General features: G+C 60.7%; 10 protein-coding genes. 6 read left to right on the forward strand and 4 right to left on the reverse strand.

Going from position 1 to position 13,966, the window contains the following annotated elements:
* Positions 1-76: 76 nt before the first annotated feature.
* The 3 genes from HWX48_RS11440 to HWX48_RS09975 all read right to left on the reverse strand — a co-directional run bounded on the left by HWX48_RS11440 (position 77) and on the right by HWX48_RS09975 (position 2,225).
* Positions 77-400 (reverse strand): type II toxin-antitoxin system RelE/ParE family toxin, encoded by a 324-nt coding sequence (locus HWX48_RS11440; RefSeq protein WP_175957132.1) that lies wholly within the window; start codon positions 398-400, stop codon positions 77-79.
* Positions 397-702: a type II toxin-antitoxin system RelB/DinJ family antitoxin gene (locus HWX48_RS09970; RefSeq protein WP_175957134.1), complete on the reverse strand. Its 306-nt coding sequence runs from the start codon at positions 700-702 to the stop codon at positions 397-399. The genes HWX48_RS11440 and HWX48_RS09970 overlap by 4 nt, the downstream gene beginning before the upstream one ends.
* Before the next feature lie 110 nt (positions 703-812).
* On the reverse strand, positions 813-2,225 hold the full coding sequence (locus tag HWX48_RS09975; RefSeq protein ID WP_175957260.1) for a CCA tRNA nucleotidyltransferase: 1,413 nt from the start codon (positions 2,223-2,225) through the stop codon (positions 813-815).
* A gap of 465 nt (positions 2,226-2,690) precedes the next feature.
* On the opposite strand from HWX48_RS09975, the gene HWX48_RS09980 reads away from it, so the two are divergent.
* From HWX48_RS09980 to HWX48_RS10005, 6 genes are all read left to right on the forward strand, one after another.
* Complete coding sequence (locus HWX48_RS09980) at positions 2,691-3,224, forward strand: NUDIX hydrolase (protein WP_175957136.1); 534 nt, start codon at positions 2,691-2,693, stop codon at positions 3,222-3,224.
* Positions 3,225-5,531, forward strand: a complete 2,307-nt coding sequence (locus tag HWX48_RS09985) for a DUF6049 family protein (protein WP_175957138.1) — start codon at positions 3,225-3,227, stop codon at positions 5,529-5,531. It abuts the gene before it with no gap.
* Positions 5,528-8,851, forward strand: coding sequence for a murein biosynthesis integral membrane protein MurJ (locus HWX48_RS09990; RefSeq protein ID WP_175957140.1), 3,324 nt, complete (start codon positions 5,528-5,530; stop codon positions 8,849-8,851). The genes HWX48_RS09985 and HWX48_RS09990 overlap by 4 nt, the downstream gene beginning before the upstream one ends.
* 32 nt (positions 8,852-8,883) lie before the next feature.
* Positions 8,884-9,816, forward strand: coding sequence for a thioredoxin-disulfide reductase (gene trxB / locus HWX48_RS09995; protein ID WP_175957142.1), 933 nt, complete (start codon positions 8,884-8,886; stop codon positions 9,814-9,816).
* A 163-nt stretch (positions 9,817-9,979) separates the two neighbouring features.
* Positions 9,980-11,266 carry a PLP-dependent aminotransferase family protein gene (locus tag HWX48_RS10000; protein WP_175957144.1) on the forward strand — a complete coding sequence of 429 codons (1,287 nt, stop codon included), beginning with the start codon at positions 9,980-9,982 and terminating at the stop codon, positions 11,264-11,266.
* A gap of 43 nt (positions 11,267-11,309) precedes the next feature.
* Entirely contained in the window at positions 11,310-12,326 is a 1,017-nt protein-coding gene (locus HWX48_RS10005) for a D-alanine--D-alanine ligase (RefSeq protein ID WP_175957147.1), read from the forward strand.
* A 345-nt stretch (positions 12,327-12,671) separates the two neighbouring features.
* On the opposite strand, the gene HWX48_RS10010 is transcribed toward HWX48_RS10005, so the two are convergent.
* Positions 12,672-13,277 carry an HAD-IA family hydrolase gene (locus HWX48_RS10010; protein WP_175957148.1) on the reverse strand — a complete coding sequence of 202 codons (606 nt, stop codon included), beginning with the start codon at positions 13,275-13,277 and terminating at the stop codon, positions 12,672-12,674.
* Between the last annotated feature and the right edge of the window lie 689 nt (positions 13,278-13,966).

Below are 13,966 nucleotides of genomic sequence, written 5' to 3' on the forward strand. Positions count from 1 at the left end.
AGGTGCCTGTCGTGCTCGCCGCGTTCATTGGCGCGCGTCGTGCGTTTGCTCAGATTGACGAGGCAGGTTCGGATGTTCAGAGACCGTTAAGAAGCTGCGGAATATCCCTAGCTCCATAGGCAATTCGGATGACGTTCACGGTAGTCGTGTCCGTATCGGCGAAGAATAGGACTGCGTAATTTCCAACTGGCATGATCCGAATTTCATAACGGGCATCATGACACCCGTTGTGAAGAAGACGAAACTTCTCGGGATACTCCTCCAATGCCTCTACTGCATCCAAGATTCGGTCGATCAGTCGGCTTGCTGCTCGCGGCGCACACAGAGTTGAAGAGATGTAGTCGTGGATGGACCATAGGTCCGTGTGTGCTTGCTCGGTATAGACGACGGTCCACGTCATGCCTGGCTACGATTCTTGAATGACTCTCTGACTTCGGCAGCAGGAAGACCCCGACCCGCCTCACTATCTTCAAGACCTCGCTGAATCTCGGCATGCAGTGCCACCTCAGACGCTTGCCGTAAATCGATAATTCCTTGCGGTACAAGGTTTAAGGAAAAGGGAAGTCCTTGATGCTGGATAACCTGCCTAAGGAACATATCAACCGCATTCGACATTGGAACACCCAGTTGGTCAAGAATGTTCTCTGCGCTTTCCTTAACCTCTGGCTCAACTCGTGCAAAGATCGTCGCTGTCTTAGCCATGGTCCCCTCTTTTCGCTTTCGATGGCTATCAAAACCCCGGCTATCTAGATGCTAGCGAAAAGCTTTCTACTACGCAGCTTGGTTGCTTGTGTTCCAAACCCCCACCTCTCCTAGCGCGACGCCCACCATTCCAGCAGAGCAGCCTTCGCTGCCTCCTCACCCATGGGACCATTCTCAAGGCGCAGGTTCAAGAGGAACTGGCGTGCCTCACCGACCTCGCGGCCCGGCGTGAGCCCCAAGATTTCCATAATTTGAGCGCCATCAAGATCGGGGCGGATCGCGTCGAGCTCTTCTTGCTCGCGCAGGGCCTGGATGCGGGACTCCAGGTCGTCGTAGGCGGCCGACAGGAACTGCGCCTTACGGCGGTTGCGGGTGGTGCAGTCGGCGCGGGTGAGGCGGTGGAGGCGCTCAAGCATCTCACCGGCGTCGGTGACGTAGCGGCGCACGGCCGAGTCCGTCCACGCCGCATCCCCGTATCCGTGGAAGCGCAGGTGCAGGGCAACTAAGTGGCACACTTTCTCGGTGGTGGCCTTATCAAAACGCAGGGCCTTCATGCGCTTGCGCGTCATCTTCGCCCCCACGATCTCGTGGTGGTGGAAGGACACAACGCCTCCCCCCTCGAAGCGGCGGGTGGCCGGCTTGCCCACATCGTGCATGAGGGCGGCAAAACGCAGGATAAAGTCCGGTCCGGGCACGGGCCCCTCCGGCCCGGTTTCCAGGTCCATGGCCTGATCGAGGACGGTCAGGGTGTGTTCGTAAACGTCCTTGTGGCGCTTGTGCTCATCCTTCGTATCCTGCAGGGCAGACAGCTCCGGTAGGACAATGTCGGCCACGCCCGTGTGCACCATGAGCTCAATGCCGCGTCGCGGGTAGGGCGAAATAATGAGGCGTTCAAGCTCTGCGCGGATACGCTCAGCCGAGACGATCTCCAGGCGGTGGGCCATGACATCCATGGCATTCATGACATCCTCGTCCACGTCGATCCCCAGCTGGGCGGCAAAACGTGCGGCACGCATAATGCGTAAGGGATCATCGTCGAAGGACTGCTCGGCAGTGACGGGCGTGCGCAGGCGCCCCTGCTGCAGGTCCTCCAGACCATTGTGGGGGTCAACGAGGACCATGCCCGGCAGACGCATGGCCATGGCGTTGACGGTGAAGTCCCGGCGAGTGAGGTCCCCTTCCAGAGTGTCACCGTAGGTGACCTCAGGCTTGCGGGAGCCGACCTCGTAAGAATCCGTGCGGTAGGTGGTGACCTCAACGGTGAGGTCCTTCTTGCGCGCGCCGATGGTGCCAAAGTCGCGGCCCACATCCCAGGTGGTGTCGGCCCAGGAAGAGAGGATTTCCTCGGTCCGGTCCGGGCGGGCCGAGGTGGCGAAGTCAAAGTCGTGGGGGGTCACGCCCAGGAAGGCGTCGCGGACGGGGCCGCCAACGAGGGCGAGCTCCTCGCCTGCGGCTTCAAAGACGCGGCCGAGTTCGAGCACGCCTGCGGGGAGTTGGGCGAAGGCACCTTGGGCGTTGGCCATGAGGGTGGCCATATCCACATTTCCTGGGATGGCGGCCAACGAGGCGCCCTGCTTGGTGGCCTGCGCGCTGCCATGCGTAGCTCCCTGGGTGGCGCCCCGGGTGCTGCCCTGTGTGCTACCAGGGGCGGCGTGAGGCGCGGAGGGAACCTCGGTGGTGGGGGGCATGTCGCTCGACGTGGAATCCACGGTGTGTCCTTTCAGGCGTCAGACTTCTATCGTCCCACACCCCGATCCGTGCCCCCAGGCTCCCGGGTGTGAGTTCACCCCCCTTCGCGGGCTTTGGGGCCCGAAAATCCCTTGGGCGCACATGTGGGCGCACGCTGCGGGAAAGACCATGAAGAAAGGGGACTTTCGCCACGGGCGTGTTCCTGCTTTGGCAGGTTTTAGCGCCTTGACTGCACTCCGCGATGAGCGCCACGCTCGGGCAGATGGGTGTTTGACGCCAAAGCCGCCTAAAGTTGAACCATGCCTGCCTATTCCACAGAGCGTCGCCCAGGGGTCCCCCGACCCCCGCGTCGTCATGTCTCCAAGGCATTGCATGGGCAGGCCACGCATTTGCCGATCGTCGGTGAAACCTCCGCTGGTGGCATCGTCGTTGATGTCAAGGGGGGCATCCCCTACGCGGCGATTATTGCCCGCCGCAACCGTGCAGGCCGCATTGAGTGGTGCCTCCCCAAGGGCCACGTTGAGCACGGTGAGACGCCCGAGCAGGCTGCCCTGCGTGAGGTCTTTGAAGAGACCGGCATTCAGGGGCGAATTATTAGCCACCTTGCCACCATTGACTACTGGTTCTCAGGCCATGACCGGCGCGTCCACAAGGTGGTTCACCACTACCTCATGGACTACCTGTCAGGTCACATCACCGTTGAAGGCGATCCTGACCAAGAGGCAGAAGATGCCGCGTGGATCCCTCTGCGGGAAATGACGCGCCAGCTGGCCTACCCTAATGAACGACGTATCGTCGGTATCGCACTGGATCTGCTGTATCAGGGGGACTAATTGCTGTTGTCCCGTCTGTGTGCTGCCCTCGTTACTGCCGCCCTTCTGCCCCTCGCTCTTCCCGGCGTCGCTGCGCCCGCCCACGCCGCGCCCAACACTCCTGCGCCCGCCCATGCCGCGCTGTCGCCCGTATCTACCGCACCCTCTGCTACCGCCCTGCACGCCAGCTCCCCCTCTGCCCGTCCTCTGACCTTCGCTGAAGAGGGGAGCCAGCAGTCGGGTGACCTCGTCGTGTCGATTGATAACTTCGCGCCCCGAGTGTTGACGGATGAGTCAACCCTCGTGGTGTCAGGGACGGTGTCGAATCATGGGCGCTCAACCCTCCCTGCACCCACTGTTCAGGTGTTTATGCAGGCCACGACGCCGGTGTCGATGGAGCAGATGGCTCATTTCTTTACCGGCCTTTTGTGGAATGGGCCCCTCATTGCCTCCGAGTCCTTGACCGGTTCCCTCGCGCCAGGCGAATCGCGAGCCTTTACCGTGACGGTGGATCGCGCCTCCTTGCCTTTGGAGGGGCAGTGGGCGTGGGGGCCTCGCGGAGTGACTGTCGAGGCCACCGCCGGGGACGAGCAGAGCAATGACCGTTCCCTCATCGTGTGGGATGCGGGTCAGGATTTTGTGCCTTCACGGGTGAATGTCGTCGTTCCGTGGACCGTGAGGAATGCGCCCCTGGCCGTCTATGCGCCCGCAATCGCGGGCCAGCTGCAAAGCCGACCGGGAGTGACTTTGGCAGTTGACCCGGAGGCTGTGGATACGGGTGATGAGGCGATGAGTGGCGTGGTGCGTGAGCGCCTGCTGACCGGCACTCACGAGGTCATCCCCCTGCTGCCTTTTGACGCCGATCCTGGGCTGACGATGGCGGTGTCGAGTGAGTGGATCCACCAGCTGTGCGATCGTTCTCGGGAGGATTTCCCCGCCCTCTTAGCTTCGACTGCTGGCAACAGCGCCGATGGTGCACAAAGTGGGGATAGTGTTCAGTCCGCTGCTCAGAACGAGGGCGAGGCGCCCCAGAGCGCGCCAGCTCCTTCCCAAGCTCCGACGAACCTGCACGAAAACGGAGCTTTAGCCACGGTCCTTCGGGATGTGCGCTGGCCATCGGAGGATAGTTTCGGCCTGGAGTTCCTGGCGAAATCCTCGTCGTTGGTGACGCTGGCACCTGCGGGGGCCCTCCCCACGGCGGAGGACATTGATTTCCTTCCCGCACCCCGCGTTGAGGTTGATCCCCTGACGGGGCAGACGCTCATTAGCGGCGAAGCTGAGGCGGGTGCGACGGTGTTGACCAGCCCGGCATACCTGTCGGATCTGCTGGGCTGGGGGCCATCGACGGTGGCCGATAATTTGGATCGCGATCAGTTGTTGGCTGCTGCGGGCGCGATTATTACCCGCGAGCGCCCGCAAAGTGAGCGGTCCTTCTTGGCCGTGATGCCTCGTCGTTCTCAACTCAGCGAGGATGCTGTGGCACGCCTTCGCGCGTTGACGGAGCACAGGTGGGTTGCTCCCACGACCTTGAGTGAGATTGCGGCTTCCCCGGCGACCGACATTGCGCGGATTCCCCTTGAGTCTAAGCCTGTGGATGAGGCGAGCCTTCAGGCAATTTCTGTCCTTGATGGGGTCTTGGAAAGAGCCCAGGCCACTGAGGCGGCATTGAGTGATCCTCAGCCTTTGCGTGAGGAACTCACGCGTTTTACTTTTGAGGCCTTGAGCGCCTCCTACGAGCCTCGCCAACGTCAGGTCGCGGCGGATCTGCTGCGCGTGAAGACCTCCGCGTATTCTCACGCTGTTCATGCTGAGCCTTCCGCCCCGATCAATGTCATTTCCACCTCGGTGAATTTCCCGGTTCGGGTGGTGAATTCCCTGCCGTGGGAAGTGCGGGTGCGCGTTGATTTGGATCCTTCAGATCGCCGTATGCGCGTAGTGGAAATCCCTGAGGTCACCATTCCGGCGCATTCCGCACGCGCGGTGGAGGTGCCGGTCAAAGCTATTGGCTCGGGCGATATCAACGTCACTTACAAGGTGTTAACAGTCACCGGGACTGTGCTCGATAACAGTCATTCTGTCAGTGTGCGCTTGCGCGCCGAGTGGGAGGATGCGGCGACAATGGCTGTTGCCACTGTCGTTGGTATCGCTTTTGTTGGCGGTCTGATCAGAACACTTCGCCGACGGATGCGGGCGTCGACAGGCCTTCCGGGCGCGGGAGGCTCCACCCCCACCGACGAGGTGATCCCTGTTTCGGACGCTTCCCCATTGTCTGCGCCCCCCGATACGCTTAACGACGATCGTGTTTTCCCGACGAAGGATGAGGGATGAGTTCACCGGCATCTGACGCTCCTGCCCCCCAGGCTCCACGCTCCTCGTCATTGCTGCGTTCAAGTGCTGTGATGGCTTCAGGCACTCTCGTTTCACGCATCCTGGGTTTCATTCGCGCAAGTATGTTGCTCGCGGCGTTGGGGTCGGTCGCTGGTGGTGTCATGGCCTCTTTCCAGACGGCCAACACCTTGCCCAATATGGTGTTTAATATCCTCGCTGCGGGCGTGTTTGATGCTGTGCTCGTGCCGCAGATTGTGCGGGCAATGAAACGCACCCAGGGCGATGTGTACGTCAATCGTCTGATCACGTTGGCGGGCACCATTCTTTTTGCCGTGACGCTGGTGGCGATGGTGCTTTCTCCCCTGCTGATCCTCATTACGGCAGCGGGCTATGACGCGGAAATTCGCGCGTTGGCGATTGCCTTTTCGCTGGTGTGCTTGCCGCAGATTTTCTTCTACGGCCTGTATAACCTGCTGGGCGAGGTGCTTAACGCTCGGGGCGTATTTGGCCCCTACATGTGGGCGCCGGTGGTCAATAATATTGTTGGCATTGCTGGCTTGGCTGTGTTCCTGGTCATGTGGGGCGTCGAGCCAACCATTTTGCCGATCGCTGATTTCACGGGCCCACAGTTTTGGGTCTTGGCCGGCTCGTCAACCTTGGGCGTGATCGCCCAGGCCTTGGTTCTCCTCATTCCTTTGCGTTCGGCGGGCATTAAGCTCCGCCCGGATTTCCATTTCCGCAGCACTTCTTTTGGTTCGGCCTCGAAGGTGGCGGGCTGGACCTTTGCGACCTTGGCTGTCAGCCAGGTCGGTGTGCTCTCAACGTCGAATATTGCCGCTCAGGCTGACGCGTGGGCTCACCGCTACCAGCCGAATCCCAGCGCTGTTGCTGATGCCGCGCAGGTGGTGGTGGGGAATGCTGCCTACGCGACGGCGTTCATGATCTTCATGGTGCCGCAGTCGTTGATTGCGGTGTCCTTAGCGACGGCGGTGTTTACTCGTTTGAGTCATGCTGCGGCACAAAATGATGATCGGACGGTGGCGGAGAATTACTCCTTTGGCGTGAAGGCGATTTCGAGCCTGACGCTGTTGGCTGCTGCGATCCTCATGGCCGGGGCCATTCCGATGATGCAGATGGTGGCGCCGACAACGCGCCCACCGGTTGTCGAGGGCTACGCGTGGGTGCTTTTGGCGCTGATGCCGGGTGTGGCCTCGACGGGCATGATTTTGATGAGTCAGCGTGTCTTTTTCGCCTACGAGGACGCTAAGCCCGTGTTCTTGATGGGTATTGTGCCCACGATCGTTCAGGTGATTGTCGGCTGGTCGGTATTTTTTGCGACGGGTCCACGCTGGTGGGTTGTGGGTGCGGCTGCTGCGGAGACGGCATGCCGCGTGGTGCAGGGTCTCATTGCCATTGTGTGGGTGGCCCGCCGGAATCGCTATGTCAATCAGCGTCAGCTGCTTTTGTCGTATGGCTATTCTTTTGTGGCGTCTGTGGCGGCCCTGCTGGCTGGCCTTGGTGCAATGTTTGTCATGGGGTGGCACACAGATGCGCAAAGTGTGTTGGGCCGAGTGGGTGCTTCCATGGGGCGCCTTATTGTGGTGTCAATCGTTGCGACGATTGTGTTTTGGCTTGTCATGCGTTTCCTCGCTCCGGCTGAGACGGCGCGGGTGGGTGGCTTGATCGCGCAGCGTCTTCCTCTGCCTCTTGGGCTGACCCGTTTTATAGTTGGTCGGCAGGAGAAGGATTCTGTGTCTTCTGACGACATCGACCGCCCCGATACCGGCGACTCTGGAGATCTCATGAACCGTGATGAGCACGACGAACCTCAGGAACACCATGGCGTTCCTGAATCCTTCGCGCCTCCTGCTGTTCCGCCGCGCGCTTTCCCCGCACCTGCTGAAGCTGAGGCGGACGGGCAGGCTCTTCCTCCCCTTTCCTTCCCCGACTGGATGCAGTTGACGCCCAGCGAGGTCTCCGACATGCCGTCGGCATCTGGCAGTACCGACCCGTTCACTGATTCCTTCGCCGCCTCCGAGGATGCCGCTGATGGCATGCGTGTCGCTGGCGAGGATTTCAGGGAGGATTTGCGTGCTTTTAGTGCGGCTTTGGAAGAGTCCCTCACTGACGATGATGAGCCGGTGACCCAACCGGCGGGTATCCCGATCTACCCCGACGCTGTGCCCGCCCTCGTCGGCGACACGGCTGACGAGGGCGACGCCCTCGCCGGAAGCCCCGTCGCAGATGGTGTCGGCGTGGAGCCTGCCACGCAGGGGGCCGCAGCAGATGCAGCGGCTGGTCCAGCAGCGGGTACCGCGGCGGGTAGTGCGGGCGCCGCAGCCCTGGCTGGAGGCACTGCTGCCGCGAAGGAGAAGGCCGCTGCGGCCGCAGCTGCGGTGAGCGCCGGAGCCGCGACAGCGTATGTCGCTACCGCCGTGCATGCGCGTAAGGCCCTTACGGCTGTGCAGGATGCGTTTAGTCGTGCGGTGGATAAGGCGAAGGCCTCGGCGCGAGCCGCTGACGCGGCACCTTCTGCGGGCATTGCGGCCGATGCGGTCGAGGCGGATAGTCTTGATGACACGCTCACTGTGGTTCCGCGTTTTGAGGAGGTAGCAATGTCCCCCGCGCCAGCCGGGTCTTCTACTCGCCCTGGCGGCGCGCCCGCGCAGGCGTCACCTGGTCGTTTCGATCCGACCAAGCCGACGGTCATTTTCTTCGTGCTCTTCACGATTGTTGCCTTCGTGTGGGCGGTACAGACGGCCACAGCTCCCTTGGAGCAGCCGTCCTTTAGCCGCGCCGATGAGATGGCTTCTGCCGATCAGTCGGCCGCTCAGTCCGATGCTCAGTCCGGGGCCCAGTCTGGGGCCGCACCAGCGCCTGTGGCAGCTCCTGCGGGTCCGCAGATTTCTTCTGTGACGGTCCTGTCGTGGCGCGACGATCAGGGGGACTATGAGGATCGCGCGATCAATATGATCGACGGCAATATGGAGACCGAGTGGCATTCTCGTGAGTTTGATCGACCTTTTGGTGATGACACTTCCCTGGCGCTGGTTGTGCGTTTCAAGGAGAAGACCACCTTGTCGGAGCTGACCTTGCATATGCCTGAGGGCACTGAGGGGGGCGAGATCTCTCTCAAGGCTCCCAATGCGGAAAGTCCGCGTCGCGGCGAGGTCCTCGCCACGACCGATATGAAGCCCACGACCACTATTTCCCTGCCGACGCCTGTGGAGACCGATTCGGTGACGCTGACTTTCCGTCAGGTGCCTCGTTCGGTTGATGGCGCCAACTGGGCGTGGATTTACGAAATCACTGCGAAGTAAGAGTCCTTCGCGACGAAGTAGAGGAAGAAGTAATGTCTGAAACAGTACATGACGTTGTGATCGTGGGCTCTGGCCCGGCGGGCTACACCGCCGCGATTTACACCGCCCGCGCCGGCTTGGCTCCTGTCGTGGTTGCCGGTGCGATCACCGCTGGTGGCGCCCTGATGACGACCACCGAGGTGGAGAACTTCCCCGGCTTCCCTGAGGGCGTCATGGGCCCGGACTTGATGGAGAATATGCGCGCCCAGGCAGAGCGTTTCGGCGCTGATATTCGCTTTGAGGACGCTTCCGCTGTTGACCTTAGTGGCGAGATCAAGACCGTCACTATTGACGAGGAGACCCTGCGCGCCCGCGCCGTCATCATCGCCACGGGTTCTGCATACCGTAAGCTCGGCGTTGAGGGCGAGGAGCGTCTGCTCGGCCACGGCGTGTCCTACTGCGCCACCTGCGATGGTTTCTTCTTCCGCGATAAGGTGCTGGCCGTGATCGGTGGCGGCGACTCTGCGATGGAGGAAGCTACCTTCCTCACTCGTTTTGCTTCCAAGGTCTATGTTGTTCACCGCCGCGACCAGCTGCGCGCTTCGAAGGCCATGGTGGACCGCGCGATGAATGATCCCAAGATTGAGTTCGTGTGGAATTCCACCGTCGCTGAGGTTCTGGGCGATTCGACCGTGGAGGGGTTGCGCTTGGCTTCGACCGTCGACGCGTCCGAGTCGACTCTCGCTGTTGATGGCGTCTTTGTCGCCATTGGTCACCTGCCGCGTAACGAGGTTGTCGCCGACCAGGTGACCCTCGATGAGGCGGGCTACATCGTGGTGGACGAGCCGAGCACCCGCACGAACCTCGCTGGCGTGTTCGCCTGCGGTGACGTGGTTGATCACAGCTACCGTCAGGCCATTACTGCCGCCGGTTCGGGCTGCCGAGCCGCCTTGGATGCGGAGCGGTGGCTGGCTGAGCAGGGCTGAGAGTCCCTCACTGGCCCTCTTCCAGGGTGTTATCGCACTGGAAGGCCGATGATGTCATGACGCCACTGTATGGCTCTGATCGCTTTCGGAGCCATACAGTGGCACACTTGGTTTAGCCTCGTGTGTCGCGAGGCTTCGTCTGTATGAACGTTAGGAAGGTCCCGTGAGCGGAGAGCATCGCCTTTCGGGTGACACGCAAGGAAATCGTCTCGATCCATGGTTTGGCGCCTACGCCGAACGAGCGCATAACCTGCGAGCCTCCGAGATCCGAGCGCTTTTCTCCGTCGTGTCCCGCCCGGAGGTTGTCTCTTTGGCAGGTGGCATGCCCAACCTTAAGGATCTTCCTCTTGATGCGCTGGCTGAGTCGGCGAAGAGTTTGATTGCCAATCATGGCGCTCAGGCTATGCAGTATGGCTCGGGTCAGGGTTGGGCTGTTTTGCGTGAGCAGATCTGTCATGTCATGACCTATGACGGCATTATTGGCGGTGATCCTGATGACGTTGTGGTGACGACGGGTTCGCAGCAGGCTTTGGATTTGATGACGCAGCTTTTTGTGGATCCGGGCGACGTGGTTTTGGCTGAGTCGCCGACGTATGTGGGCGCTTTGGGTGTGTTCCGCGCGCAGCAGGCTCATGTGGTTCATATTGATATGGACGCTGATGGCATGATTCCTCAGGCTTTGGAGGAGACCATTGCCCGCGTTCGCGCCGAGGGCCGCACCATTAAGCTGCTCTACACTATTCCGAACTATCACAATCCGGCTGGCGTGACCTTGTCGGCTGAGCGTCGCCCGCTGATCGCGGAGATTTGTCGGCGCGAGAATATCCTCATTCTTGAGGACAACCCCTATGGGCTTTTGGGTTTTGATGCTGATCCGCTGCCGGCGTTGAAGTCCTACAGCCCTGAGGGTGTGGTGTACCTGGGGTCGTTTTCGAAGATGTTCGCTCCTGGTTACCGTATTGGCTGGGCTTACGCTCCTCACGCGATCCGCGACAAGCTCATTCTTGCTTCTGAGGCGGCGATTTTATCGCCTTCGATGATTGGGCAGATGTCGATTGCGCAGTATCTGACGGATTATGACTGGTATAGCCAGGTGAAGTCTTTCCGTTCGATGTACAAGGAACGCTGTGATGCGATTCTGGGTGCTCTGGAGGAGTATCTGCCGGAGTGCACGTGGACGACGCCGCAGGGCGGCTTCTACACGTGGGTGACGCTGCCGGAGGGTCTTGATGCGAAGTCGATGTTGCCGCGTGCTGTGCGCGCTCAGGTGGCTTATGTGTCGGGGACGGCGTTCTACTATGACGGTCGCGGTGCGAATCATCTGCGTCTGTCCTTCTGTTATCCCACGCCTGAGGATATCCGCGAGGGCGTTCGTCGTTTGTCGACGGTGGTGAAGGCAGAGAAGGAGCTGGTGGATATGTTCGGTGCCGGCTTCCACCACGACAACTAACCAAAACCGCTTTTACCTGCGAATATACACTTTGGAGATGACGATGGCTGACATTCCTAAGGTTCTCATCATCGCTGGTGGTCTCACCCACGAACGTGAGGTGTCCCTGCGTTCGGGGCGCCGCGTTGCGAATGCCTTGACCCAGTTGGGGCACGAGGTGCGCGTCTGCGATCTTGATTCGGCGCTGCTGGGTTCGATTGAGGAGTTTGCGCCTGACGTGATTTGGCCGCTCGTGCATGGTTCGGTGGGCGAGGACGGCTCGCTTCAGGCCCTGCTGGAGACGTTGAGTATTCCCTTTGTGGGGACGGGTTCCGTGCAGGCAATGATGGCGTCGAATAAGCCCACGGCGAAGGGTTTGGTGGCGTCTTCGGGCTTTGATACTCCGGGGTGGATGTCTCTGCCGCAGTTGTTCTTCCGCCAGTTGGGCGCGAGCCAGGTGTTGGGCGCCTTGGAGAATGCGATTCAATTCCCTGTGGTGATTAAGCCCGCTGATGGTGGTTCGGCTTTGGGTATTTCTAAGGCCGAGGATTTCGCGCAGTTGCGTGCGGCGATGGTGGATGCCTTCGCCTATGGTGAGCGCATTATGATCGAGGAGTTTGTTCAGGGCCGCGATGTGGCCGTATCGGTCCTTGATTTGGGTGATGGTTTGGTGGCTTTGCCTCCGGTGGAGATTTCCACGGATTCAGGCGACTATGACTACGATGCTCGCTACACCACAGATGAGACGGAGTATTTTGTCCCGGCTCGCCTGTCTGATGAGCTCATCGCTGAGGTTCAGTTGACGGCGATGGATGTTCACCGGATTCTGGGCTTGCGGGACCTTTCGCGCATTGATTTCGTGGTGAGTGAGGATGGGACCTGCTGGTTCATTGATGCGAATGTTTGTCCGGGGATGACGGATACGTCGTTGCTTCCTCAGGCTGCGGAGGCGGCGGGCTCTTTCCCTGACGTGTGTTCGGAGATCGTTCATTTCGTCGCTCAGGGCCGTCCTCTGCCCGAGGAGGTCGTGTCCCCTACTGACGAGGTCGTCGCCGAACCTTCAGGCGATCCTCAACCCTGAGTCGCTCCCCCACTGTCATTCATCCCCCTTCAGGCGCTCCACAGGCACCAGGAGGGGGATGATGCTTACGAGGCACACGCGGCCAGCCGTGTGCGCTTACAACGCCACCCAAGGACACCCGCACACCCAAGCAAGCGGAGGGCGGGGTGAAGTCCGTAGTACCAACGGAACCCGCCCAACCTAGCAAGCGGAGGGCGGGGTGAGCCGCTTGCGGCGCGGTTGGGCATAGGAGCCGAAGCGAAGCGAAGGCGAGTGGGCACAAGCGGCTCACCCCGTCGTCCGCGCCCCCACCAGTGCGGCGCGGTCAAGGAGGAAACAGCGCAGTGCGAGACGGGCTTGTACGGACTAAGCCTGAGCCTCACAAGGCCATTGAAGGGTCTTCATGCCGAAGTATTGTGCGCCGCGCAGGTGTTTTTCGCGGTCGTCAATGAAGAGGATTTCTTCGGGTTCGGTTTCTGCTGCTTGTGCGGCAAGGCGGTAGATGGTGGATTGGGGCTTTCGTTGGCCGCATTCGCCGGAGAAGATGAAGTGACTGAAGCGGTCTTTCGCCCAGGGGGCTGCGCGTAGCGCCTGTGCGACGCATGCGGGCGCGTTGGCGAGGATCCCGACGGTGCATCCGGCTTCGAGTGCGCGGTCGACGCAGCGGAGTGCTTCTTCGTTTGGGGTGTACATGCGCCGGATGTCAGCGTCGACGAGGGCTTGGATTTGTGCGTCGGTGAGTTCGGCGTTGCCGCAGTCTCCGGCGACGGCATTCCAGAATGCGGCGTCGCTGCCTCCGGCATCGTGTTGGTCTCGGTGTGCCCACATGGCGTGGTCGACGAGGGAGACAATGACAGGGTCGGTGCAGTCCAGGGAGAGGAGGCGGCAGAATTCTTGGGGGTCGGGTCTTTCGGTGACGAGGACGCCGGTGACGTCGAAGTACACGGTCTGAATGCCGGCAAAGAATGTCATGGGAACCTTCCCCTTTCTGGTCGCTGTTGTTGCCCCGCCTGAGTCGGTGGTGACTTTGGGGCGACAAGAAGCGGCCTGCGCACTTCCATTCTGCCGGTTTATGTGGGTGTCAGGGGCGTTCTGGACATAAGGGAGATACTTGTCACCGTGAGGAGGTGTGACGGTCGACCTAATGGGGGCTTTTAGCCGCGCTCACCTGAGTCTAAAGGCCCGATTTCGCTCCCGCTTTCGTCTGTTGTCTGATAACTAGGCCTCTGATGGCAACGCTGTTTCACGTGAAACACTGGAATGTCGTTGGAGCAACCTTTGCACGTCGCCTTCGAAGGCTGCCATCTACTACTGATGCACCCAGTTCAGGAGATTCCAGGTCGAGCCCCGCAGTTGAAGCTCCTAGCTCAACGGTTCCGCTCAATGGGGCAGCACCTCTCCCCCATCCGGCCTAAGCGCAATCGCAAATACTACGGTGCTCCGCTTTGGCTGACGCGACCCCGTTGGGCACTCGAATGAGCCTCGTCAGTCCTGCGGCACGCAGCGCTGATAATGCCTGCATGTCCTGCATCCTGCTATGGTACGCGCCTACGCGCTGATGCGCCTGCCACCCGCAGGCTCATAGTGACTGACATACTGCTCGCTCATGACCGTACCAGAGCAAGAGGTTAATCCTAATCAGCTCCGCATCCGAGCAGCCA

The sequence above is a fragment of the Schaalia sp. Marseille-Q2122 genome, assembly GCF_903645355.1.
In the GTDB taxonomy this organism is placed as follows: domain Bacteria; phylum Actinomycetota; class Actinomycetes; order Actinomycetales; family Actinomycetaceae; genus Pauljensenia.

Excerpts from the sequence above, each read along its gene's own strand:
- HWX48_RS11440 (WP_175957132.1), bottom strand. The coding sequence starts at position 400 with ATGACGTGGACCGTCGTCTATACCGAGCAAGCACACACGGACCTATGG.
- HWX48_RS09970 (WP_175957134.1), bottom strand. The coding sequence starts at position 702 with ATGGCTAAGACAGCGACGATCTTTGCACGAGTTGAGCCAGAGGTTAAG.
- HWX48_RS09975 (WP_175957260.1), bottom strand. The coding sequence starts at position 2,225 with ATGGCCAACGCCCAAGGTGCCTTCGCCCAACTCCCCGCAGGCGTGCTC.
- HWX48_RS09980 (WP_175957136.1), top strand. The coding sequence starts at position 2,691 with ATGCCTGCCTATTCCACAGAGCGTCGCCCAGGGGTCCCCCGACCCCCG.
- HWX48_RS09990 (WP_175957140.1), top strand. The coding sequence starts at position 5,528 with ATGAGTTCACCGGCATCTGACGCTCCTGCCCCCCAGGCTCCACGCTCC.
- trxB (WP_175957142.1), top strand. The coding sequence starts at position 8,884 with ATGTCTGAAACAGTACATGACGTTGTGATCGTGGGCTCTGGCCCGGCG.
- HWX48_RS10005 (WP_175957147.1), top strand. The coding sequence starts at position 11,310 with ATGGCTGACATTCCTAAGGTTCTCATCATCGCTGGTGGTCTCACCCAC.
- HWX48_RS10010 (WP_175957148.1), bottom strand. The coding sequence starts at position 13,277 with ATGACATTCTTTGCCGGCATTCAGACCGTGTACTTCGACGTCACCGGC.